This is a genomic window from Pseudomonas sp. MWU13-2517, from assembly GCF_023242545.1.
Classification (GTDB): domain Bacteria; phylum Pseudomonadota; class Gammaproteobacteria; order Pseudomonadales; family Pseudomonadaceae; genus Aquipseudomonas.
Map to the genome: position 1 here is coordinate 249910 of NZ_JALMFA010000006.1, position 23263 is coordinate 273172.

The following is a 23263-nucleotide window of genomic DNA, read 5'->3' on the forward strand; positions in this document are numbered from 1 at the left end:
AATTTACCCAGGAGTCATCGGGGCATGGTCAGGCGTTTTCTTCCAGGGTTGATGGTTGTGCTGCTCAGCGGCTGTTCCAGCGTGAGTTATTACAGCCAATTGGCCAGCGGCCAGTGGCAACTATTGCGGGCCAGGGAGCCGGTTTTCGAGGTCATCGCAGACCCTTCTCGCCCTCAGGTGCTCCGAGATCACTTGATGCAAGCGCAGAAGGCGCGGACCTTTGCCAGCGAGCACTTGCACCTGCCTGACAACCGGAGTTACAGGCTGTACGCCGACATTGGTCGGCCTTACGTGGTCTGGAATGTCTTCGCCACGCCGGAATTTTCTCTCTCGCCCGAAACCCATTGCTTCCCTATCGCCGGTTGCGTGGCTTATCGCGGGTATTACAACCAAGGCGCGGCGCGAGGCGAAGCGGCGTTGTTGCAGCAACGTGGCATGGATGTGTCGATTGGCGGTGTCGAAGCCTATTCCACCCTGGGTTGGTTCAACGACCCGATCATGAGTTCGATGATGAACTGGGGCGATGAGCGCCTGGCCACGCTGATCTTCCATGAGCTGGCACACCAGCGCTTTTATGTGAAGGACGATACCGAGTTCAATGAGTCCTACGCCAACTTCGTTGAGCAGGAAGGCACCCGCCAATGGCGGACAGCACGTGGTCTGGCGCCGCTGGGTGATGCGGCGCTGCAGCAACGCGATCAATTTATCCGGCTGATTCTCGACACCCGCAAACGCCTGGAAAAACTCTACGCGCAGCCATTGGCAACGGATGTGATGCGCCAGGCCAAAGCATCGGAGTTCGAACGCCTGCGCAGTGAGTACCGGCGGATGCGCGACAGCCAATGGGGCGGCGATAAGCGGTATGACGCGTGGATCAACCAGCCGATGAACAATGCACGGTTGTTGCCGTTCGGGTTATATGACCAGTGGGTGCCGGCGTTTGCGGCGTTGTTCAGGCAGGAAGGTGGCGATTGGGTGAGGTTCTTCGCGGCGGTGGAAAAGCTGGGTGGGTTGCCGGCGGAGCAGCGCAAAGCGGCACTGAAGCAGTTGGAAGCAGGTAGGCGTCAGGGCTTCATCGGGAGCAAACCCCACATTTGACCGTATACGCCAATCAATTGTGGGAGGGGCTTGCCTCCAATGGCTTCCTCAGGGGCGCTGCATAAACGCCTGATGCATCTGATCCACGGTTTCAAAGTGCCAAGTCGGAGCCTCGGCATTCAACTCATCAAAACTGCCGAATCCGTAACCGACCGCCGCCGAATCCAAGCCATTGCTGCGGGCGCCGATCAAGTCATGCTTGCGATCCCCGATCATCAGGGTGGTGGCCGGGTCCAGCCCTTCTTCGCGCATCAAGTGAGCGATCAGCTCCACCTTGTTGGTGCGCGTACCGTCCAGCTCGCTGCCATAGATCACCTTGAAGTGCCTGGCAAAGTCGAAATGCCGCGCGATCTCGCGGGCAAATACCCACGGCTTGGAGGTCGCCACATATAACTGGCGACCTTGGCCGTTCAGCTCTTCGAGCAAAGGCATTACGCCGTCGAAGACGCGGTTTTCATACAGCCCGGTGACCTTGAACCGCTCGCGGTAGAAGTTCACCGCTTCCCACGCCTTGGCTTCATCGAAACTGTAGTACTGCATGAACGCCTGCAGCAGCGGCGGGCCGATGAAATGTTCCAGCTTGGTCAGGTCCGGCTCATCAATGCCGAGTTTGCCGAGGGCGTACTGGATCGAGCGGGTGATGCCCTCGCGTGGGTCGGTCAGGGTGCCATCCAGGTCGAACAGTACGGTGGGGTAATGCAAGGTCATTGATCGAATCCTTCGGCCAGGTGCAGGTCTTTGAGCTTCACGTAGTTCGCGGCGCTGTAGGTGAAAAAGGCGCGCTCCTTGTCAGTCAGCGCACGGACTTGTTTAACCGGGCTGCCCACATACAAAAAGCCGCTGTCGAGTTTCTTGCCCGGCGGCACCAGGCTGCCGGCACCGATGATCACGTCATCCTCGACCACGGCACCGTCCATGACGATGCTGCCCATGCCGATCAACACCCGGTTGCCCACGCTGCAGCCGTGCAGCATGACTTTATGGGCGACGGTCACGTCATCGCCGATCAGCAGCGGGAAACCCTCCGGGTTGAAGGGGCCGGCATGGGTGATGTGCAACACGCAGCCGTCCTGCACGCTGGTGCGCGCACCGATGCGGATGCGGTGCATGTCGCCGCGAATCACGGTCAGTGGCCACACCGAGCTGTCGGCGCCAATTTCGACATCGCCGATCACCACCGCCGAAATATCGACGAACGCCCCGGCGCCCAGGGTTGGCGTGTGGTTCTGATAGCTGCGAAGGGTCACGATAGCCTCTCTCTCTTTTGCTGATAGCTGCGGTGGGCATTGATTGTAATTAAGATGGCCCCATCTTTGTCTCATCCGTTTCTTCAGCCAAGGTGCCAACCGTGAGCGCGAACAACCCACTTCTGCAGTCCTACGACCTGCCGCCGTTCTCGGCGATCCGTGCCGAGCATGTGCAACCGGCCATCGAACAGATCCTCGCCGACAACCGTGTCGCCATCGAAGGCATCCTGCAAAGCCAAGGTAAAAATCCGACATGGGCCGGGCTGGTCCTGGCGATGGATGAACTGAACGACCGCCTGGGGGCCGCCTGGAGCCCGGTCAGCCACCTCAATGCCGTATGCAACAGCGCCGAACTGCGCGAAGCCTACGAGGCGTGCTTGCCTGCGTTGAGCGCCTACTCCACCGAAATGGGCCAGAACCGTGCGTTGTTCCAGGCCTTCGAAGCCCTGGCCAACAGCCCGGAAGCCGCCGGCTTCGACGTGGCGCAGAAAACTATCTTGGAACATTCCCTGCGTGACTTCCGCCTGTCGGGTATCGATTTGCCGCCTGAGCAGCAGAAGCGTTATGCCGAAGTGCAGAGCAAGCTGTCGGAGCTGGGCAGCAAATTCTCCAACCAGTTGCTGGACGCCACTCAAGCCTGGACCAAGCATATTACCGATGAAGCCAGGCTTGCCGGCCTGACCGACTCGGCCAAGGCGCAAATGGCCGCCGCCGCCCAGGCCAAGGGGCTCGACGGCTGGTTGATTACGCTGGAGTTCCCAAGCTACTACGCGGTGATGACCTACGCGCAGGATCGCGCCCTGCGTGAAGAAGTCTACGCGGCCTATTGCACCCGCGCGTCGGACCAAGGCCCGAATGCCGGTCAGAACGATAACGGGCCGGTGATGGAACAGATCCTCGATCTGCGCCAGGAGCTTGCTCAACTGTTGGGCTACGCGTCTTTCTCCGAACTGAGCCTGGCCACCAAGATGGCCGAGTCCAGTGACCAGGTGCTGAGCTTTCTGCGTGACCTGGCCAAGCGCAGCAAGCCGTTTGCCGCCCAGGACCTGCAACAGCTCAAGGCTTACGCCGCCGAACAAGGCTGCGCCGACCTGCAAAGCTGGGACAGCGGGTTCTACGGTGAAAAACTGCGTGAGCAGCGCTACAGCGTGTCCCAGGAAGCCCTGCGCGCCTACTTCCCGATCGACAAAGTGTTGGGCGGGTTGTTCGCCATTGTGCAGCGCCTGTACGGCATCGAGATCGCCGAGCAAAAAGGCTTCGACGCCTGGCATCCGGACGTGCGCCTGTTTGAAATCAAGGAAAACGGCCAGCATGTCGGCCGGTTCTTCTTTGACCTGTACGCCCGCGCCAACAAGCGTGGCGGCGCCTGGATGGACGGCGCCCGCGACCGCCGCCGCACGATTGACGGCGTGCTGCAGAGCCCGGTGGCCAACCTGGTGTGCAACTTCACCCCGGCCGACAGCGGTAAGCCTGCGCTGCTGACCCACGATGAAGTGACCACCCTGTTCCATGAGTTCGGCCACGGCCTGCATCACCTGCTGACCCGCGTTGAACATGCGGGCGTGTCCGGCATCAACGGCGTGGCCTGGGATGCGGTGGAGTTGCCGAGCCAGTTCATGGAGAACTGGTGCTGGGAGCCGGAAGGCCTGGCGTTGATCTCCGGCCACTATGAAACCGGCGAGCCGCTGCCTCAGGACCTGTTGGAGAAAATGCTCGCGGCGAAGAACTTCCAGTCGGGCCTGATGATGGTGCGCCAGTTGGAATTCTCGCTGTTCGACTTCGAACTGCACGCCACCCATGGCGATGGCCGTACGGTCGCGCAGGTGCTGGAAGGCGTGCGTGATGAGGTTTCGGTGATGCGCCCGCCGGCCTATAACCGTTTCCCCAACAGCTTCGCGCATATCTTTGCGGGCGGTTACGCGGCGGGTTATTACAGCTACAAGTGGGCCGAAGTGCTGTCGGCGGATGCCTTCTCCAAATTTGAAGAAGACGGCGTACTCAATCCGCAGACCGGCCGTGCCTTCCGCGAGGCCATTCTGGCCCGTGGCGGTTCTCAGGAGCCGATGGTGCTGTTCGTCGATTTCCGCGGACGTGCGCCGTCGATTGACGCACTCTTGCGCCACAGCGGCCTGAGTGAGGACGCGGCAGCATGAGCGAAGGGCCTGTGATTACCAAAAAGCAATTCATCGCCGGGGCGGTCTGCCCGGCGTGCAGCGAGCCGGACAAGTTGAAGATGTGGACCGAGGACAGCGTGCCACACCGTGAATGCGTGGCCTGCGGGTATACCGATACGCTGAATGATCAAGGGCTGTCGGTGCCCAAGGAGTTGGGCACGCGGGTGAATACATCGGCGTTGAAAGCACCGGACCCGAAAGTACAGGCGGTGCAGTTTTTTCCGAATCCGAAGCTGAAAAAAGACTGAAAAAAAGCGGGGCACTGGGAGCCAAATGCCAGTCAGTTAAGGAGCAGCACAGTCACTGTGGCGAGGGAGCTTGCTCCCGCTGGGTCGCGAAGCGGCCCCAGCTTTGGGCTTGAAAAGACTGGGCCTGCTACGCAGTCCAACGGGAGCAAGCTCCCTCGCCACAGGTTACTGGTTGTCCGCTCTATCGCTTAACTGACTGGCATTAGGCACTGGGTGCCCCGCTTTTTCTTCAGCTACTCAGATGCTGGTCGTTACAGTTGTTTCTCGTCTTTTCCCGAAGTGGTTACCCAACTTTTCATCGAGCACAGGGCAAAGGCACTGGTGCTGCAATCGCCATTTGCCAAGGCGGTGCGCAATTTGTCGATATCGGCCTTCATCATGTAGCGAACGCCGTCCTTGAGGCCATTACTGGTACCGAAGCCGCCCTGGGTCATTTCGTTCAGCGCATCTTCCTTGCTCCACCCCTGTACCACCACACGATACATCGCTGCCATCAGGCCGGTGCGGTCAGTGCCGTGTTTGCAATGCATCAACACCGGGCCGTTTGCCTGGGCCTCCTGAATGGCACGCAAGGCCGCGAGGACATCGGAGTCGTCGACATGGTTGGTGCGATAAGACAGCTGAACCTGTTTGATATCCGTCGATTTCAACCAACTGGCGTCCGTTTCCGGCAGAAAGTTGATCACCGTGCCAATCTTGAGTTTTTCCAGCACCGGCAGCGCACTGCTGTCCGGCAACGCGCTGCGATAAAGCGTGGGCGTCATCTGGTGCAGATTGAATTGGTCGCCCACAGGCTGGGCCCATTCCGGCGAGCGGGTCGAAGCCACATCCTCGGCTTGAGCGTGAACGGTTGCGAACAGTGCCATGAACGCCAGGCCGAGGGCGGGAAGCAATCGAGTCTTGGACATGCGCTTTGTAACCGAATAGGGAAATGGCTGATGGGCCACAGATTCGTCTACGGACGGTCAACAAGGCGTGAGGTCCTCGTCAAAGAATTGTGAACAGGCGGCACTGATCTGCTGTTTTTTGCAGCAGAACTGACTCTTCCAAATCCTTAGGCTGCTATCATTTGTAACTATTGGTTGCCAAGGTGTCGCATGCCTTGGAAATCCATGCCTTCACGTTGCTCCCAGAAGCGGCGGATAAACCCGTGACCACATGATGAGGTGCTCCCATGTCTGATCAAGATCAAGACAACCCGCGGCGCGACTTTTTGCGCAAATCCTTGACCTTGATCCCGGTGGTCACGGTTGCCAGCACTGGCCTTGGCGGTTCGATGCTGATGGCCACGCCTGAGCCCGCCCAAGCTGCGCCGGCCAAAACACCTGCGAGCGATAAAGCCTACGAGCCGAGTTATTTCACCGCCGAAGAATGGGCGTTTATCAACGCTGCCGTCGCGCGTTTGATCCCCGCCGATGCCCAAGGCCCTGGCGCATTGGAAGCGGGTGCGCCGGAATATATCGACCGCCAGATGAACACACCGTACGCCAGTGGCGCGCTGTGGTTCATGCAAGGTCCGTTCAATGCCGACGCAGCCCCCGAAATGGGCTGGCAGAGTAAATTGGTGCCCAAGGAGATCTATCGCCTGGGCATTGCCGCGACGGATGCATGGTCGAAAGCGTTCAACGGTAAAGTTTTTGCTGGGCAAGACAGCGCTACCCAGGATGACATGCTGCGTCGTCTGGAAGCGGGCGGTAGCGAAGTGAGCGCCCATTTTGAAGCGGTGCCGGCGAAGATGTTCTTCAACCTGCTGCTACAAAACACCAAAGAAGGCTTCTTTTGCGACCCGATCCACGGTGGCAACAAAGGCATGGTCGGCTGGACCATGATTGGCTTCCCTGGCGCCCGCGCTGATTTCATGGATTGGGTGGAACGCAACGAGCAATACCCCTTCCCGGCTGTTTCCATCCGCGGCGAGAGGGCATAAACGTGGCGACCATCATGAAGAAAGTGGATGCAGTGATCGTAGGCTTTGGCTGGACCGGCGCGATCATGGCCAAGGAGCTGACGGAAGCTGGCCTCAACGTGGTAGCGCTGGAGCGCGGCCCGATGCAGGACACTTACCCGGACGGCAACTATCCCCAGGTCATCGACGAACTGACCTACAGCGTGCGAAAAAAACTCTTCCAAGACATCTCCAAGGAGACGGTGACTATTCGCCACAGCGTGAATGATGTCGCCCTGCCTAACCGTCAATTGGGTGCGTTCCTGCCGGGTAATGGCGTAGGCGGCGCGGGCCTGCATTGGTCGGGGGTGCATTTCCGTGTCGACCCGATTGAGCTGCGCATGCGCAGTCACTACGAAGAGCGCTACGGTAAGAACTTCATTCCTAAAGACATGACCATCCAGGACTTCGGCGTCAGCTATGAAGAACTGGAACCTTTTTTCGACTACGCGGAAAAAGTCTTCGGCACCTCCGGCCAGGCGTGGACCGTCAAAGGCCAGTTGGTAGGCGAAGGCCGTGGCGGCAACCCCTATGCGCCGGATCGCTCCAACCCGTTCCCGTTGGAGGCGCAAAAAAATACCGTTTCCGCACAGCTGTTTCAGAAGGCAGCTACGGAGGTCGGTTATAAGCCTTACAACCTGCCGTCCGCCAATACGTCGGGGCCGTACACCAACCCCTACGGCGCGCAGATGGGCCCGTGCAACTTCTGCGGTTTCTGCAGCGGTTATGTGTGCTACATGTACTCCAAGGCCTCGCCGAACGTGAACATTCTGCCGGCGCTGCGCCAGGTGCCGAATTTTGAGCTGCGGCCCAACTCTCATGTGCTCAAGGTCAACCTCGACAGCACCCAGAAAAAAGCCACGGGCGTGACGTACATCGACGCCCAGGGCCGTGAGTGCGAGCAACCGGCGGACCTGGTGATCCTCGGAGCCTTCCAGTTCCATAACGTGCGGTTGATGCTGCTGTCGGGCATCGGTAAACCCTACGACCCGATTACCAATGAGGGCGTGGTGGGCAGGAACTTCGCCTACCAGAACATGGGCACCATCAAGGCCTTCTTCGACAAGGACACCCACACCAACAACTTCATTGGTGCGGGCGGCAATGGCGTGGCCATCGATGATTTCAACGCGGACAACTTCGACCACGGGCCACACGGTTTTGTGGGCGGCTCGCCGATGTGGGTCAACCAGGCGGGCAGCCGGCCGATTGCCGGTACCTCCAACCCGCCGGGCACCCCCGCCTGGGGCAGTGCATGGAAACGCGCCACTGCCGATTACTACACCCACCAGGTGTCGATGGATGCCCATGGTGCCCATCAATCCTACCGGGGTAACTACCTGGACCTGGACCCGGTATACCGTGATGCCTACGGCCTGCCGCTGCTGCGGATGACGTTCGACTGGCAGGAAAACGACATCAAGATGAACCGATTCATGATCGAAAAAATGGGCAAGGTCGCCGAAGCGATGAACCCCAAAGCCATTGCCGTACTCGGCAAAAAGGTCGGTGAGCACTTCAACACGGCGTCCTACCAGACGACCCACCTCAACGGCGGCGCGATCATGGGCACCAACCCGAAAACCAGCGCGTTGAACCGCTATCTGCAGAGTTGGGATGTGCACAACGTGTTTGTCCCGGGGGCTTCCGCGTTTCCACAAGGCTTGGGCTATAACCCTACCGGCCTGGTGGCGGCGTTGACCTATTGGTCGGCGCGGGCGATCCGCGAGCAGTACCTGAAAAACCCCGGCCCGCTGGTTCAGGCATAAGGAGCGATGACCATGAAAGCAATCGTTATCGCCTCTCTGACGGCCTCTCTGGGGTTGCTCAGCAGCTGCTCGGTCAATGCGGCTCAAACTGATCTGATCAAACAGGGGGAATACCTGGCCCGCGCCGGCGACTGCGTGGCCTGCCACACCGCCAAGGGGGGCAAACCCTTTGCCGGCGGCCTGCCGATGGAAACCCCGATCGGCGTGATTTATTCCACCAACATCACCCCGGACAAGGCTGGTTTGGGCGACTACAGCTTCGAAGACTTCGACAAGGCCGTGCGCCATGGCGTCGCCAAGAACGGTAGTACGCTTTACCCGGCGATGCCCTACCCGTCTTACGCGCGCGTCAGTGACAGCGATATGCAGGCGTTGTATGCGTACTTCATGAAGGGGGTCGAGCCGGTCGCTCAAGCGAACAAGGACAGCGATATTCCCTGGCCCTTGAGCATGCGTTGGCCTTTGGCGGCGTGGCGTTGGATGTTCGCCCCGGCTGTGCAGGAATCCGTGGTCCAAGCTGCTGCCGACCCGGTGGTCAGCCGTGGCGCTTACCTGGTGGAAGGCCTCGGCCACTGCGGCGCGTGCCATACACCGCGCGCCCTGACCATGCAGGAAAAAGCCCTGAGTGCCACCGACGGCAACGCGTTCCTGTCCGGCAGTGCACCGCTGGAAGGCTGGATCGCCAAAAGTCTGCGCGGCGACCACAAGGACGGCCTCGGCAGTTGGAGCGAAGAGCAACTGGTGCAATTCCTCAAGACTGGCCGCAGTGATCGCAGCGCAGTGTTTGGTGGCATGAGTGATGTTGTAGTCCACAGCATGCAGTACATGTCGGAAGATGATCTGACTGCAATCGCCCGTTACCTCAAGAGCCTGCCGGCGGTCGATCCCAAGGATCAGCCGCACCAGTACGACAAACAGGTGGCTGAGGCGTTGTGGAAAGGCGACGACAGCAAGCCGGGCGCGTCGGTATACATCGACAACTGCGCGGCCTGCCATCGCACTGACGGCCATGGCTATACGCGGGTGTTCCCGGCGTTGGCAGGCAACCCGGTATTGCAGACGGCGGATGCCACGTCATTGATCAACATCGTATTGAATGGGGGCACCTTGCCGGCGACCCACACAGCGCCGTCCACCTTCACCATGCCGGCCTTTGCCTGGCGTCTGTCGGATCAGGAAGTGGCGGATGTGGTCAGTTTCGTTCGCGGCAGCTGGGGTAATAAAGGTGCCCCTGTGAAGGCCAGCGACGTGGCAAACCTGCGCAACAATGATATGCGCACCACCTCTGGTGATGACCTGGGGCAGGTGACGAAGAAAAACTGATCCGCCCTGACCGCCAAACGGCACTGGTCAGAAACCTTGCGCCTCGATACTGTATATAAAAACAGTATCGAGGCGTTTTCATGTCTACTGCGCTGCCGCCCCGTGGCCGGGGCACGGCCACCAACCTGCACAACCGCTTTGCGCCCACCGTCAGCGTGGTCGAGGACGACGGCTGGTTCCAGGAAGTGCCGCCGACCCAAGGCACTGAAGTGCGTATCGAAACGGCCAAGTCCATCATCACCCGCAACAACTCGCCGGATTTGCCCTTCGATCGTTCGATCAACCCTTATCGCGGTTGCGAGCATGGCTGTATCTACTGCTATGCACGGCCCAGCCACGCCTATTGGGACATGTCGCCAGGGCTGGATTTCGAAACCAGGTTGATCGCCAAGACCAATGCCGCCGATGTGCTGGAGCAACAGTTGTCGAAGCCGGGTTACGTGTGTGCGCCGATCAACCTCGGGTCCAACACCGACCCGTACCAGCCTATCGAACGCGAGTACAGGATCACCCGGCAAACACTTGAGGTACTGCTGCGCTACCGGCACCCGGTGACCATCATCACCAAAGGCTCGCTGATATTGCGCGACCTCGACCTGTTGACCGAGCTGGCTCGCCAGCGCCTGGTGGCGGTGATGATCAGCCTCACCAGCCTGGACGACGAACTCAAGCGCATCCTGGAGCCGCGCACGGCGGCACCCAAGGCGCGGTTGCGAGCGATTCGTGTGATGCGTGAGGCGGGCATTCCAGTGGGTGTGCTGTGTTCGCCGATGATCCCCATGATCAACGACAGTGAACTGGAAAGCCTGCTCACTGAAGCTCACGCGGCCGGCGCGCAAAGTGCCGCTTACATGATGTTGCGCCTGCCGTTGGAGGTGGCGCCGCTGTTCGAGGAATGGTTGGCCGCGCATTACACGCAACGCGCGGCCCATGTGATGAGCCTGGTGCGTCAGGTGCGCGGTGGGGAGGTGTACGACAGCCGTTTCGGCGTACGTATGCGCGGCGAAGGGCCGTTTGCCGATTTGCTGGCGCAGCGCTTCAGCAAGGCGATCCGGCGGCTGGGGTTGAACCGCCGGGAAGGGTTCAACCTGGACTGCACAGCGTTCTGCCCACCGGGGCGACAAATGGCGCTGCTCTAGGCTGCCTAGGAATGTCGTACTGATTTTGTAGGAATAGTCGCGTTTTGATATCAATGAAACCCGCGTTCTAGAGCGGTCCATTCAGTTTGAGTTAAGTTTCGATGGGTACCTTGTTCCGCGAGTGACTGATAAGTCTGCGTCGCAGCTGTAGGAGTTTTACTGCCTAGCGTCGATCTGACCTGACTACCTCCCCTGCATTAATCAAGAGGATGAATCATGAGTGACAAGGATAAACAGCCGTTGGCTGCGTCGGCTTCAGCGCCTCAGGTGGCGGAATCCGCCGATGCAGCGCTAAAGCATATCGTTGACGGCTTTTTGCATTTCCATCACGACGTCTTCCCGCAGCAGGAAGAACTCTTCAAGAAACTGGCCACGGCCCAGAGCCCACGGGCGATGTTCATTACCTGCGCCGACTCGCGCATCGTGCCCGAGCTGATCACCCAAAGCTCCCCAGGCGACCTGTTCGTGACCCGTAACGTCGGCAACGTGGTGCCGCCCTACGGCCAGATGAACGGTGGTGTTTCCACCGCCATCGAGTACGCGGTACTTGCCCTGGGCGTGCAGCACATCATCGTGTGCGGGCATTCCGATTGTGGTGCCATGCGCGCGGTACTCAACCCGGGCAGCCTGGAAAAGATGCCGACAGTCAAAGCCTGGCTGCGTCATGCCGAGGTCGCCAAGACCATGGTCCATGACAACTGCGACTGCGCCAGTGAGGGCGAGAGCATGAAGGTGCTGACCGAAGAAAACGTCATCGCCCAACTGCAACATTTGCGCACCCACCCGTCCGTGGCCTCGCGCATGGCCAATGGTCAGTTGTTTATCCATGGTTGGATCTACAACATCGAGACCAGCGAAATCCGGGCCTACGATGCGGACAATGCGGCATTTCGACCGTTGAACGGCACTGAGCCGATTCCTTCCGCGACGCCTAAAGCGCGCTTCTAAAACATTTCCCTGCCGGGTCAAGCGGTGGCTGTCATGGATGCAGCCAGGCTTTGCCGCGACCGGCGAATAGCTCGGGAGAGTGATCATGCGTGCTGCTCAATTGAAAGCTGTACTGCCGCGGGAGCTGCTCGCTTCCGTGGTTGTGTTTCTGGTTGCCCTGCCCCTGTGCATGGGCATCGCCATCGCTTCCGGCATGCCGCCTGCCAAGGGGTTGATCACCGGGATTATCGGTGGGCTGGTGGTAGGTTGGTTGGCGGGGTCGCCGCTGCAGGTCAGTGGCCCGGCGGCGGGGTTGGCGGTGTTGGTGTTCGAGTTGGTGCGCCAGCACGGCATGGTGATGTTGGGGCCGATCTTGCTACTGGCAGGGCTCCTGCAACTGGTGGCGGGTCGCTTGCGCCTGGGGTGCTGGTTTCGCGTGACGGCGCCGGCGGTGGTGTACGGCATGCTGGCGGGGATCGGCGTGTTGATCGTGCTGTCGCAGATCCACGTGATGCTCGACGGCGCGCCCCAACCTTCGGGGCTGGCTAACCTGACAGGTTTCCCGGCGGCGTTGGGCGAAGCGATTCCAACCCTCGGTGGTGGCCTCGGATGGCAAGCCGGCCTGCTCGGCTTGTCGACGATGTTGGTGATGTATCTGTGGGATAAATTACGTCCGCAAAGCCTGCGTTTCGTTCCCGGCGCCTTATTGGGTGTGGGTCTGACGACCGTTATCAGCCTGATGCTGGCGCTGCAGGTCAAGCGTGTGGAGGTCCCGGAAAACCTTGCCGACGCCATCGACTGGTTGCGTCCCAGTGACTTGCTGAACCTGGCCGACCCGCAGTTGTTGGTTGCTGCGTTCGCCGTGGCGTTTATTGCCAGCGCCGAGACGTTGCTCTCTGCAGCGGCGGTTGATCGGATGCACAGCGGTCAGCGCTCCGATTTCGATAAGGAATTGTCTGCTCAAGGTGTGGGCAACATGCTGTGTGGTCTGGTCGGCGCATTGCCGATGACGGGCGTGATCGTACGCAGTTCGGCCAACGTGCAAGCCGGTGCCACGACCCGACTGTCGGCCATGTTCCACGGCTTGTGGCTGCTGGCCTTCGTCTTGTTGCTGTCGAGCGTACTGCAGAGTATTCCGGTGGCGAGTCTGGCGGGTGTGCTGGTGTATACCGGAATCAAGCTGGTGGACATCAAGGCGTTCAAGGCGCTGGGGCGTTATGGGCGCATGCCGATGTTTACCTATGCCGCGACGGCGCTGGCAATCATCTTCACCGACCTGCTGACGGGCGTGCTGGTGGGTTTCGGTCTGACATTGGTGAAGCTGGCGTTCAAGGCGTCACGGTTGAAGGTGAGCCTGATCGATCTGCCGCAAGACGGCGAGATGGAGTTGCGCCTGACCGGCGCGGCGACCTTCCTGAAGGTGCCGATGCTGACCCAGGTGCTGTCGACGGTGCCGGCGGGGACCACCGTGCACGTGCCGCTGAACAACCTGAGTTATATCGACCATTCCTGCCTGGAATTGCTGGAGGAATGGGGGCGGGCTAACGCTGCCAAGGGATCGAAACTGGTGATCGAGGCGCGGGGGTTGAAGCGGCGCCTGGAAGGTCGGGTACGGACGACGGTGGGGATCGGCTCCGCACCTCCAATGACCTGACACAAGCGCATCAAAAAATGCGGGAGGGGCTTGCTCCCGGTGGCGGTGGGTCAATCAGCTCGTACATCGGCTGGTCCATCGCTATCGGGAGCAAGCCCCTTCCACATGTGTTCTGCGTCGGATTGGAATTTAAGCAGGCTGATCCAGCGACAGCTCAACCCCCAACTGCCTTGACAGGCACGGCCAGCGTTTCCACGCCGCTTCCGTGTCCGGGCTCTTGAGTGTCTCGCGATAGGCCTCCACCGACTCCAGCGCAAAGTTCTCTTCGTTGAGCATTTCATCCACCGCCAGATGCACCGCTTCATCCAGCTGGTTGGCGAATTGCTCACCGATCAGTTGATGGGCAATCAAATTGGCGACTGTGGTATCGGTTGGAATCAACGGTTGGCCGAAGTGCTTGATATACAGATCGTTGACCTCCTCCACCAAGCGATGGGCCAGATAGGCCTCGTCCAGCAGGCCATCGAGACCCTCATGCCCTGCCAGGATCGCAGGAGGCTGCAGGAAGAAGTGCTCGGCGATCTTTAATACCGGCTTGATCTGGCTTTCAATGCCGGCTTCACGGGCCACGTCGTTGGCGGCTTCCAGCAAGTCGGGAACGAGGTCGATGTAAGCGGTCACGAAGCGAGTCATGACAATGTTGCGATCACCGTCAGCCAGGGAGATGGCCGAATGCAGGTGCGGCAATTGTTTTTCCAATTGCTGGGCAAGCTGGCCCGTAGTGGCTTCGTGTTGATGGGCAAGGGAAATCTGCTCGCGCAATGCGGCGGTGTTCATGAAGGCTCCAGTGAAACAGGCGTAGGAAAAGGGAGAGGATAAGGTAGCTCGTTTATACGAGCACCTAAGATGCATTTGTCATAATTATTTCATGGTTATGCGCCGCGGTTATATCGAATTGCCATCGTCTGTCGGATAAACGTTTGCGCGCCCTGTTTTATGGGCCCCGCCCGTCGATTTTTGTTCATTTGCCCCTACACATTGCGGGGTTGCAGGTGCTGTCTATACTCGGTTTGTACGCAATTAGCTGATGACGCCCAACTGCATGAAGCAGGCAAGGCCTGGCGGTTGTAAGCAGTATGGAAGCCGCTCCCTTCGCCGCAGGTGCAAACCGGCGGGATAACAAGAAACATAAAGGGGAACCCGCAATGACGCGACATCCACATGTTTGGATGGGCCTACTGTTGTGGTCGGTATTCGGCCAGGCGCACGCCGCCTGGACAACGAATATGGCCCCAGGGGCGACTGAAGTCAGTCACGCCGTGTTTGACCTGCACATGACCATTTTCTGGATCTGTGTGGTGATCGGCATTGTCGTGTTTGGCGCGATGTTCTGGTCGATGATCCTGCATCGCCGGTCGACGGGCCAGGTAGCGGCCAAGTTCCACGAAAGCACGACCGTGGAGATTCTCTGGACCGTGGTGCCCCTCCTGATCCTGGTGGCCATGGCCATTCCCGCGACCAAGACCCTGATCAACATCTATGACAGCAGTGAGTCGGATATCGATATCCAGGTCACCGGCTATCAGTGGAAGTGGCATTACAAGTACTTGGGCCAGGATGTGGAGTTCTTCAGCAACCTGGCCACGCCCGCCGAGCAGATTCATAACCAGGCCACCAAAGGCGAGCATTACCTGCTGGAAGTCGACCAGCCGCTGGTGCTGCCGGTGGGAGCCAAGGTGCGCTTTTTGGTAACGGCCGCCGACGTGATCCATTCCTGGTGGGTGCCGGCCTTTGCGGTCAAGCGCGACGCCATCCCCGGCTTCGTCAACGAGGCCTGGACCCGTATCGAGAAACCTGGCATCTACCGTGGCCAGTGTGCCGAGCTGTGCGGTAAGGACCACGGCTTCATGCCGATCGTGGTCGATGTCAAATCCAAGGCCGACTACGACACTTGGCTGGGTGAGCGTAAGGCAGAAGCCGCCAAGTTGAAGGAACTGACCTCCAAGGAGTGGACGCTGGATGAGTTGGTGGCCCGTGGCGACAAGATTTATCACACCACCTGCGTAGCCTGTCACCAGGCCGAAGGCCAAGGCTTGCCGCCGATGTTCCCGGCACTCAAAGGTTCGCCGATCGCCACCGGGCCCAAGGAAGATCACCTGCACCGCGTCTACTTCGGCAAGCCCGGTACCGCCATGGCCGCGTTCGGCAAACAGCTTTCGGAAGTGGATATCGCCGCCGTGGTGACCTACGAACGCAACGCCTGGGGCAACAACAAAGGCGACATGGTTACGCCCAAAGACGTGCTGGCTCTGAAACAGGCGCAAAGCCAATGACTGCCCTCACCGCCTATGCCCTCAACCCATCCGCCCCCTCGCGTGCAGGAGAACGGCCATGAGCACTGTGATCGACCATGGTCATGCCGACCATGCCCACGGCCCCGCCAAGGGCCTGATGCGCTGGGTGCTGACCACCAACCACAAAGACATTGGCACCATGTACCTGTGGTTTGCCTTCACCATGTTCCTGCTCGGCGGCTCATTCGCCATGGTGATCCGTGCCGAGCTTTTCCAGCCCGGCCTGCAGATCGTGCAGCCGGCGTTCTTTAACCAGATGACCACCATGCACGGCCTGATCATGGTGTTCGGCGCGGTGATGCCGGCGTTTGTCGGCCTGGCCAACTGGATGATCCCGTTGATGATCGGCGCCCCGGACATGGCCCTGCCGCGCATGAACAACTTCAGCTTCTGGCTGCTGCCGGCAGCGTTCCTGCTGCTGGTATCGACCCTGTTCACCCCGGGTGGCGGGCCGAATTTCGGCTGGACCTTCTACGCCCCGCTCTCTACCACCTACGCGCCGGAAAGCGTGACGTTCTTCATTTTCGCTATCCACCTGATGGGTATCAGTTCGATCATGGGCGCGATCAACGTGGTCGCCACCATCCTCAACCTGCGCGCGCCGGGCATGACGCTGATGAAGATGCCGCTGTTCGTCTGGACCTGGCTGATCACCGCGTTCCTGTTGATCGCGGTGATGCCGGTGCTGGCCGGTTGCGTGACCATGATGCTGATGGATATCCACTTCGGCACCAGCTTCTTCAGCGCGGCCGGTGGCGGTGATCCAGTCCTGTTCCAGCATGTGTTCTGGTTCTTCGGCCACCCCGAGGTGTACATCATGATCCTGCCGGCCTTCGGCGCCGTCAGCTCGATCATCCCGACCTTCTCGCGCAAGCCGCTGTTCGGCTATACCTCGATGGTCTACGCCACCGCCAGCATCGCGTTCCTGTCATTCATCGTATGGGCGCACCACATGTTCGTGGTCGGTATTCCGTTGGTGGGCGAGTTGTTCTTTATGTACGCCACGCTGCTGATCGCCGTGCCGACGGGAGTGAAGGTGTTCAACTGGGTCAGCACCATGTGGCAAGGCTCGCTGACCTTCGAGACGCCGATGCTGTTTGCCGTGGCCTTCGTGATTCTATTCACCATCGGCGGCTTTTCCGGGCTGATGCTGGCAATCGCTCCGGCGGACTTCCAGTACCACGACACCTACTTCGTGGTGGCGCACTTCCATTACGTATTGGTGCCCGGAGCGATCTTCGGCATCTTCGCCTCGGCCTACTATTGGCTGCCGAAATGGACCGGCCACATGTACGACGAAACCCTGGGCAAGCTGCACTTCTGGCTGTCCTTCGTGGGCATGAACATGGCGTTTTTCCCGATGCACTTTGTGGGGCTGGCCGGCATGCCGCGCCGGGTGCCGGACTACAACCTGCAGTTCGCCGACTTCAACATGGTGTCGTCCATCGGTGCGTTCATGTTCGGCGCCACGCAGATTTTCTTCCTGTTCATTGTGATCAAGTGCATCCGTGGTGGCCCGCCAGCGCCGGCCAAGCCGTGGGACGGTGCCGAGGGCCTCGAATGGAGCATCCCCTCACCCGCGCCGTACCACACCTTCACCACGCCGCCGGAGGTGAAATGAACATCCGGCTGCGTTGCGAACACCGTCAATCTGGGAGGGTGCTCGCCCTCGATGGCGGTGTGTCAGGCGGCATCATCATTGGCTGTGAAATCGCTATCGGGGGCAGGCCCCCTCCCACATTGGGTGGTCGTCATGGCTGAGTCCGTGCCCATCAGGCGCCTGGTCACCCGCCTGCTGATCCTGGTGGTGGCGATGTTTGCCTTCGGCTTCGCCTTGGTGCCGATCTACGACGTGATGTGCAAGGCGTTCGGCATCAACGGCAAGACCGCCGGGCAGTACGAGGGCGAGCAAGTAGTCGACCCGACGCGCCAGGTACGCGTGCAGTTTCTCTCTACCAACGCGATCGACATGGTCTGGGAGTTTCACTCCAAGGCTGACGAGGTGGTGGTCAACCCGGGTGCGGTCACCGAGATGCTGTTCGTGGCCTACAACCCTACCGACAAAGTCATGACCGCTCAGGCGGTGCCGAGCATCTCCCCGGCTGAAGCGGCGATGTATTTCCATAAGACCGAATGCTTTTGCTTTACCCAGCAGGTGCTCCAGCCGGGCGAGCGTATCGAGATGCCGGTGCGCTTCATTGTCGACCAGGCGATGCCCAAGGATGTGAAGCATTTGACCCTGGCGTACACGCTGTTTGATATCACTGCGCGCCAACCGCCGGTGGCCGTCCATACCGGCGGCTAGCTACTGTTTGCCCCCTCAATCAGGAGAGCGAATACATGTCGTCTCATGATACGTACTACGTACCAGCACAAAGCAAATGGCCCATAATTGCCACGTTTGGCATGTTGATCACGGTGTACGGCCTGGGCGTGTGGTTCAACGACCTCAAAGCGGCACGCCCGGAGTCCCACGGGCCGTGGATCTTTTTCGTCGGTGGCCTGCTGCTGGCCTACATGCTGTTCGGCTGGTTTGGTGCGGTGATCAAGGAAAGTCGCGCCGGTTTGTACAGCTCGCAGATGGACCGCTCGTTTCGCTGGGGCATGACCTGGTTCATCTTTTCCGAAGTGATGTTCTTTATCGCCTTCTTCGGTGCACTGTTTTATGTACGGCACATGTCCGGCCCATGGCTGGGCGGTGATGGCCATAAAGGCATCGCGCACATGCTGTGGCCGAATTTCCAGTTCACCTGGCCGCTGCTCAATAACCCGGACCCGAAACTCTTTCCGCCACCGGAAGGCACCATCAGCCCGTGGGGTTTGCCGCTGGTCAACACGATCCTGCTGGTCAGCTCCAGCGTGACCATCACCCTTGCCCACCATGCGTTACGTAAGGGCCACCGTGGTGCGCTGAAGATCTGGCTGGCGCTCACCGTGCTGCTGGGTTGGGCGTTCCTGGGCTTCCAGGCCGAGGAGTACATGCACGCCTATAAAGAACTGGGCCTGACCCTCGGCTCGGGCGTGTACGGCGCAACCTTCTTCATGCTCACGGGCTTCCACGGTGCCCACGTGACCATCGGCACCATCATTCTGTTCGTGATGCTGATGCGCATCCTGCGTGGGCATTTCAATGCCGAGCACCAGTTCGGCTTCGAGGCGGCCAGTTGGTATTGGCACTTTGTGGATGTGGTGTGGATCGGTCTGTTTTTCTTCGTTTATGTGCTGTGAGGCGTCTTACCACGGCGCATGAGAAACCAACTGGCCGCTGAAAAAGCCCCAGGCGATCAGGCCTACGGTGATCGCGGCCAGTACGACACGTACGGTCAAGGCCGTGACGAGGCGGTTGGAGTTGCCCTCGTCCTTGACCAGAAAGAACAAGCCACTGAACAGGCTCACGACAGTCGCGATCAGCATCAGGGCAATGGCGGCTTTGAGCATGGTCTGGCTCCAGGGCTATAGCGGGAGGGGTGATGAAAACCAGTATAGCCAGTGCCATTCAGCGCTTTCGTCCCGGTATTGCGCCGACACTGGTGGTGCTGGTGCTGCTGCCCCTGATGGTGGGCCTGGGGTTCTGGCAGTTGGCTCGCGGTCATGAAAAACAGCTGCTGGTGGACCGTTATGCCGAGCGGCGCATAGCTGAGCCGATCAGCAGTGTGCAGCTCAGTGACATGACCGATCCCGCTTTTCACCGCGTGCGCCTGCGCGGTCAATTTGATGCCGGACACAGCGTGCTGCTCGACAATCGCATGCGTGACGGCCGCGCAGGCGTGGAACTGCTGCAACCGTTTCATGACCAGGCCAGTGGCCTGTGGTTGCTGCTCAATCGCGGCTGGCTGCCCTGGCCGGACCGGCGCACGCCACCGCTTTTCACGACGCCTGAACAACCGTTGAATCTGGACGCCTGGGTGTACGTCGCCCCGGGCGAAACCTTCCAGTTGCATGCCGACCCAGCGACCAGTCAGTGGCCACGCCTGCTCACGGCCCTGCACCCGGATGCCTTATGGGCGGAGTTGGGTCGCAGCGGTTTTGCCTACGAGCTGCGCGCCGAACCCGGTCCCGGTACGTACGACACCACCTGGGCGGTGGTCGCCATGGGCCCGGAAAAACACTTGGGGTACGCCGTGCAGTGGTTCGCCATGGCACTGGCGTTGCTGGCGCTTTACCTCTACCTCGGATGGCACAACAAAAAGGAGAAGTCCCATGGGAGCGGCCATGAATCCACCCAACATGTCTGAAGCGCCTGACCGGCGCAAAGGCCGCTGGCAGCTGATGTTGATTCTGATGATGGTGATCGGCCCGATGGCGCTCGCCACCTTCATGTACAAGCTGCAGTTCTGGGTGCCGGACAGTCGCAGCTACCATGGTGAAATGATCGGCAACGGCCAGACGCGCGCCGACATCGGCGTGCAGGCGGATGAGCAGCGCTGGCAACTGCTGGTCACCGCGCCCGCCGCCTGCGCCGCCGATTGCCGGCAACTGGTGTACCTGGCGCGCCAGCTGCAAATCAGCCTGGGGCGCGATGCCTCCCGCGCCAGCCATGCCCTGGCCAGTGCCCAGCCGGTGAGCGCTGAATACGAGGCCAAGCTCAAGGCCGAGTACCCGCAACTGCAACGCTATGCGCTGGACCTGTCAACCTTCACCAAAGACGCCGCTGCACCGGGCGATGCGCAACTGTGGATCGTCGACCCCCATGGCAACCTGGTGTTGCGCTACGACGCCAAGGTCAAGGGCAAGGACCTGCTCAACGACCTGCGCCTGCTTCTGAAACTGTCGAACATCGGATAGGGGCACCGTCATGGCCAAACCTGGATTTCGCCTCGCGTTGTTTGCCACCTTGCTGGCGCTGCTGGTCGTACTGCTGGGCGCCTACACCCGCCTGACCCATGCCGGCCTGGGCTGCCCGGACTGGCCGGGTTGCTATGGCTTTATCAGCGTGCCCAAGACCGAAGCCCAGTTGGCCCATGCCGAGCTGCATTTTCCCGATACACCAGTGGAGGCAGACAAAGGCTGGGCCGAAATGACTCATCGCTACTTTGCCGGCACGTTGAGCTTGCTGATCGTGCTGCTGGCCGCGCGTTCATGGAGCCATCGGCGTGACCCTGGCCAGCCGGTGAAATTGCCGCTGTTCTTGCTCGCGGTGGTGTTCGCCCAAGCGGCATTCGGAATGTGGACGGTGACGTTGAAGCTGTGGCCGCAGGTGGTCACGGGCCATCTGCTGGGCGGCTTTGCGACCTTGAGCCTGCTGTTTCTGCTGACGTTGCGCTTGTCCGGTGTGCTGCCCGCCTTGATCGTGCCCAGGCGCCTGCAATATTGGGCGACGGCGGGGTTGGTGCTGGTGATCGGGCAGATTGCGCTGGGCGGTTGGGTCAGTTCCAACTATGCGGCGGTGGCCTGTATCGACCTGCCGACGTGTCACGGTCAATGGTGGCCGGCGGCGGACTTTGCCAACGGTTTTCATCTGACCCAGCACATCGGCCCCAATTACCTGGGCGGGCAGCTTGATAGCGAGGCGCGCACGGCCATCCACCTCACCCACCGTATCGGTGCGATCATCGTCACTGTGGCGTTGCTGGGCCTGGCCTGGCAGTTGCGCGCCGTGGGCATGACCCGGCTGGCGGGCTTGCTGCTGATCGCCCTGGCGGCGCAAATCAGCCTGGGCCTGAGCAATGTGTTTTTTCATCTGCCGTTGCCGGTGGCCGTCGCGCATAACGCCGGCGGCGCGGCGTTGTTGCTGACGCTGGTGCTGGTCAATTACCACGCGCGTACCAGCCTGGTCCGGGTACGCAATCAGTTGCCGTTCGGTTGGCGCTTCATTCCACGCAAACACGTGTCGGGCCTCATTACCCTCAAGGGAGAAATGCCATGGCGACCTTGATCGGCGCACGTCACGATCAGGCGATCTGGCGTGACTACCTGGAGCTGACCAAGCCCAAGGTGGTGGTGCTGATGCTCATCACGTCCCTGGTGGGGATGTTCCTCGCCACCCGTGCGGGTGTGCCGTGGACGGTGCTGGTATTCGGCAACCTGGGCATTGCCCTGTGTGCCGGTGGCGCGGCGGCGGTCAATCATGTGGTGGATCGGCAGATCGACGCGCTGATGGCGCGTACCCATAAACGGCCGCTGGCCGAAGGGCGCGTGTCGCCTCTCGCGGCACTGGCGTTCGCATTGTTTCTGGCGGTTGCGGGCCTGGCCCTGCTGCTGGTGTTTACCAATCCATTGGCGGCCTGGCTGACGTTGGCCTCGCTGCTCGGCTATGCGGTGATCTACACAGGCTTTCTCAAGCGTGCGACGCCGCAGAATATCGTCATTGGTGGCCTGGCCGGCGCTGCACCGCCGTTGTTGGGTTGGGTTGCCGTCACCGGGCATGTCAGCGCCGAGCCGTTACTGCTGGTGCTGATTATTTTCGCCTGGACCCCGCCACACTTCTGGGCCCTGGCCATTCACCGCAAGGAGGAATACGCCAAGGCCGATATCCCGATGCTGCCGGTTACCCACGGCGAGCATTACACCAAGGTGCATATCTTGCTCTATACCTTCGCCCTGCTGGCGGTGAGCCTGATGCCTTATGTGATTCATATGAGCGGACTGCTGTACCTGGCCTGTGCGCTGGTATTGGGCGGGCGCTTTCTGCAATGGGCCTGGGTGCTGTACCGTGGCAGCAAGCCGCACGCGGCGATCAACACCTTCAAGTACTCTATCGGGTACCTGTTTTTGCTGTTTATCGCCCTGCTCGTAGACCACTACTTACTGTTGAACCTATGACTCGAACTCAAAAAACCGTCTTTATCCTGGTGGCCATCGTCGCGTTGATCATGGGCCTGACCGTCAACAAAGTGCTGAACAGCAAAGGCCAGGGCGATCCTACCGCGCTGATCGACGCCGGCATCATCCTGCTGCCGCAAGCACGCCAATTGCCGCCGGTGACGATGACCAATCAGGACGGTCAGCCGGTGGTGGTTAATGAGCTCAAAGGCAAGTGGAGCCTGTTGTTCTTCGGCTACACCTTCTGCCCGGACATTTGCCCGACTACGCTGGCCCAGCTACGTCAGATCAAGAGTGAGCTGCCCAAGGACGCCGTGGATAAATTGCAGGTGATTCTGGTCAGTGTCGACCCGAACCGCGACACACCCGCCCAGCTCAAGCAGTACCTGGGCTACTTCGACCCGCAATTCGAAGGTCTCACTGGCGCGAATGTGGAGGATGTGCAGAAGGTCTCGAATGCCGTGAGCATCCCTTTCATCCCGGCCGATACCAGCAAACCGAACTACACCGTCGACCACAGCGGCAACCTGGCGTTGATTGGGCCGGATGGTACGCAGCGTGGGTTTATTCGGGCGCCGTTGAACAACCAGAAGTTGGTAGCGCAGTTGCCGGGGTTGTTGCAGCGTAAATAGCAGGCAGCGCAAACAAATGTGGGAGGGGGCTTGCTCCCGATCGCTCAGTTT

23 protein-coding genes are annotated in these 23263 nt (G+C 60.2%); 18 read left to right on the forward strand and 5 right to left on the reverse strand.

Going from position 1 to position 23263, the window contains the following annotated elements; all coding sequences use genetic code 11:
* Positions 1-24 precede the first annotated feature (24 nt).
* Positions 25-1098 (forward strand): aminopeptidase, encoded by a 1074-nt coding sequence (locus M5B97_RS11145; protein ID WP_248731487.1) that lies wholly within the window; start codon positions 25-27, stop codon positions 1096-1098.
* A gap of 48 nt (positions 1099-1146) precedes the next feature.
* Here M5B97_RS11145 and M5B97_RS11150 read toward each other — a convergent pair whose 3' ends face one another.
* A complete protein-coding gene (locus M5B97_RS11150; RefSeq protein WP_248731488.1) occupies positions 1147-1806 on the reverse strand; it encodes an HAD family hydrolase in 660 nt (219 codons plus the stop codon).
* Positions 1803-2345: a gamma carbonic anhydrase family protein gene (locus tag M5B97_RS11155; protein WP_123716703.1), complete on the reverse strand. Its 543-nt coding sequence runs from the start codon at positions 2343-2345 to the stop codon at positions 1803-1805. Before M5B97_RS11155 ends, M5B97_RS11150 begins: the two co-directional genes overlap by 4 nt.
* Before the next feature lie 101 nt (positions 2346-2446).
* On the opposite strand from M5B97_RS11155, the gene prlC reads away from it, so the two are divergent.
* Both prlC and M5B97_RS11165 read left to right on the forward strand, forming a co-directional pair.
* Complete coding sequence (gene prlC, locus M5B97_RS11160; protein WP_248731489.1) at positions 2447-4498, forward strand: oligopeptidase A; 2052 nt, start codon at positions 2447-2449, stop codon at positions 4496-4498.
* Positions 4495-4767, forward strand: a complete 273-nt coding sequence (locus M5B97_RS11165) for a YheV family putative zinc ribbon protein (RefSeq protein WP_027608125.1) — start codon at positions 4495-4497, stop codon at positions 4765-4767. Before prlC ends, M5B97_RS11165 begins: the two co-directional genes overlap by 4 nt.
* A 251-nt stretch (positions 4768-5018) precedes the next feature.
* On the opposite strand, the gene M5B97_RS11170 is transcribed toward M5B97_RS11165, so the two are convergent.
* Positions 5019-5675 (reverse strand): dual specificity protein phosphatase family protein, encoded by a 657-nt coding sequence (locus tag M5B97_RS11170; RefSeq protein ID WP_123716705.1) that lies wholly within the window; start codon positions 5673-5675, stop codon positions 5019-5021.
* A 266-nt stretch (positions 5676-5941) separates the two neighbouring features.
* Here M5B97_RS11170 and M5B97_RS11175 point away from each other — a divergent pair, with 266 nt between their 5' ends.
* The 6 genes from M5B97_RS11175 to M5B97_RS11200 all read left to right on the forward strand — a co-directional run bounded on the left by M5B97_RS11175 (position 5942) and on the right by M5B97_RS11200 (position 13524).
* Positions 5942-6694 carry a gluconate 2-dehydrogenase subunit 3 family protein gene (locus M5B97_RS11175; protein WP_248731490.1) on the forward strand — a complete coding sequence of 251 codons (753 nt, stop codon included), beginning with the start codon at positions 5942-5944 and terminating at the stop codon, positions 6692-6694.
* Between the two features lie 2 nt (positions 6695-6696).
* Positions 6697-8481: a GMC family oxidoreductase gene (locus tag M5B97_RS11180; RefSeq protein ID WP_123716707.1), complete on the forward strand. Its 1785-nt coding sequence runs from the start codon at positions 6697-6699 to the stop codon at positions 8479-8481.
* A 12-nt stretch (positions 8482-8493) separates the two neighbouring features.
* Positions 8494-9804: a cytochrome c gene (locus M5B97_RS11185; RefSeq protein WP_248731491.1), complete on the forward strand. Its 1311-nt coding sequence runs from the start codon at positions 8494-8496 to the stop codon at positions 9802-9804.
* 80 nt (positions 9805-9884) lie between these two features.
* Positions 9885-10943: a PA0069 family radical SAM protein gene (locus M5B97_RS11190; protein WP_248731492.1), complete on the forward strand. Its 1059-nt coding sequence runs from the start codon at positions 9885-9887 to the stop codon at positions 10941-10943.
* A gap of 216 nt (positions 10944-11159) precedes the next feature.
* Positions 11160-11891, forward strand: a complete 732-nt coding sequence (locus tag M5B97_RS11195; protein WP_123716710.1) for a carbonic anhydrase — start codon at positions 11160-11162, stop codon at positions 11889-11891.
* 85 nt (positions 11892-11976) lie between these two features.
* On the forward strand, positions 11977-13524 hold the full coding sequence (locus M5B97_RS11200; RefSeq protein ID WP_248731493.1) for a SulP family inorganic anion transporter: 1548 nt from the start codon (positions 11977-11979) through the stop codon (positions 13522-13524).
* A gap of 129 nt (positions 13525-13653) precedes the next feature.
* Here the strand turns inward: M5B97_RS11200 and M5B97_RS11205 are convergent, their stop codons facing one another.
* On the reverse strand, positions 13654-14301 hold the full coding sequence (locus M5B97_RS11205; protein ID WP_123716712.1) for a hypothetical protein: 648 nt from the start codon (positions 14299-14301) through the stop codon (positions 13654-13656).
* 368 nt (positions 14302-14669) lie between these two features.
* Here M5B97_RS11205 and coxB point away from each other — a divergent pair, with 368 nt between their 5' ends.
* The 4 genes from coxB (at position 14670) to M5B97_RS11225 (ending at position 19046) form a co-directional block, all read left to right on the forward strand.
* Positions 14670-15797, forward strand: a complete 1128-nt coding sequence (gene coxB, locus M5B97_RS11210; protein WP_123716713.1) for a cytochrome c oxidase subunit II — start codon at positions 14670-14672, stop codon at positions 15795-15797.
* A gap of 58 nt (positions 15798-15855) precedes the next feature.
* Positions 15856-17439 carry a cytochrome c oxidase subunit I gene (gene ctaD, locus M5B97_RS11215; protein ID WP_017137901.1) on the forward strand — a complete coding sequence of 528 codons (1584 nt, stop codon included), beginning with the start codon at positions 15856-15858 and terminating at the stop codon, positions 17437-17439.
* A 132-nt stretch (positions 17440-17571) separates the two neighbouring features.
* On the forward strand, positions 17572-18123 hold the full coding sequence (locus M5B97_RS11220) for a cytochrome c oxidase assembly protein (RefSeq protein WP_248731494.1): 552 nt from the start codon (positions 17572-17574) through the stop codon (positions 18121-18123).
* A 35-nt stretch (positions 18124-18158) separates the two neighbouring features.
* Positions 18159-19046: a cytochrome c oxidase subunit 3 gene (locus M5B97_RS11225; protein ID WP_248731495.1), complete on the forward strand. Its 888-nt coding sequence runs from the start codon at positions 18159-18161 to the stop codon at positions 19044-19046.
* A 6-nt stretch (positions 19047-19052) separates the two neighbouring features.
* On the opposite strand, the gene M5B97_RS11230 is transcribed toward M5B97_RS11225, so the two are convergent.
* On the reverse strand, positions 19053-19256 hold the full coding sequence (locus M5B97_RS11230) for a twin transmembrane helix small protein (protein ID WP_016969525.1): 204 nt from the start codon (positions 19254-19256) through the stop codon (positions 19053-19055).
* A 32-nt stretch (positions 19257-19288) separates the two neighbouring features.
* On the opposite strand from M5B97_RS11230, the gene M5B97_RS11235 reads away from it, so the two are divergent.
* From M5B97_RS11235 to M5B97_RS11255, 5 genes are read left to right on the forward strand one after another with little or no spacing between them, the layout of a single operon-like run.
* Entirely contained in the window at positions 19289-20053 is a 765-nt protein-coding gene (locus M5B97_RS11235; protein ID WP_248731496.1) for an SURF1 family protein, read from the forward strand.
* A complete protein-coding gene (locus M5B97_RS11240; RefSeq protein WP_248731497.1) occupies positions 20019-20603 on the forward strand; it encodes a hypothetical protein in 585 nt (194 codons plus the stop codon). The genes M5B97_RS11235 and M5B97_RS11240 overlap by 35 nt, the downstream gene beginning before the upstream one ends.
* Positions 20604-20613: 10 nt before the next feature.
* On the forward strand, positions 20614-21693 hold the full coding sequence (locus tag M5B97_RS11245) for a COX15/CtaA family protein (protein WP_248731498.1): 1080 nt from the start codon (positions 20614-20616) through the stop codon (positions 21691-21693).
* On the forward strand, positions 21681-22580 hold the full coding sequence (cyoE, locus tag M5B97_RS11250) for a heme o synthase (RefSeq protein ID WP_248731499.1): 900 nt from the start codon (positions 21681-21683) through the stop codon (positions 22578-22580). The genes M5B97_RS11245 and cyoE overlap by 13 nt, the downstream gene beginning before the upstream one ends.
* Positions 22577-23212 (forward strand): SCO family protein, encoded by a 636-nt coding sequence (locus M5B97_RS11255; RefSeq protein ID WP_134661079.1) that lies wholly within the window; start codon positions 22577-22579, stop codon positions 23210-23212. The genes cyoE and M5B97_RS11255 overlap by 4 nt, the downstream gene beginning before the upstream one ends.
* Positions 23213-23263: the final 51 nt, after the last annotated feature.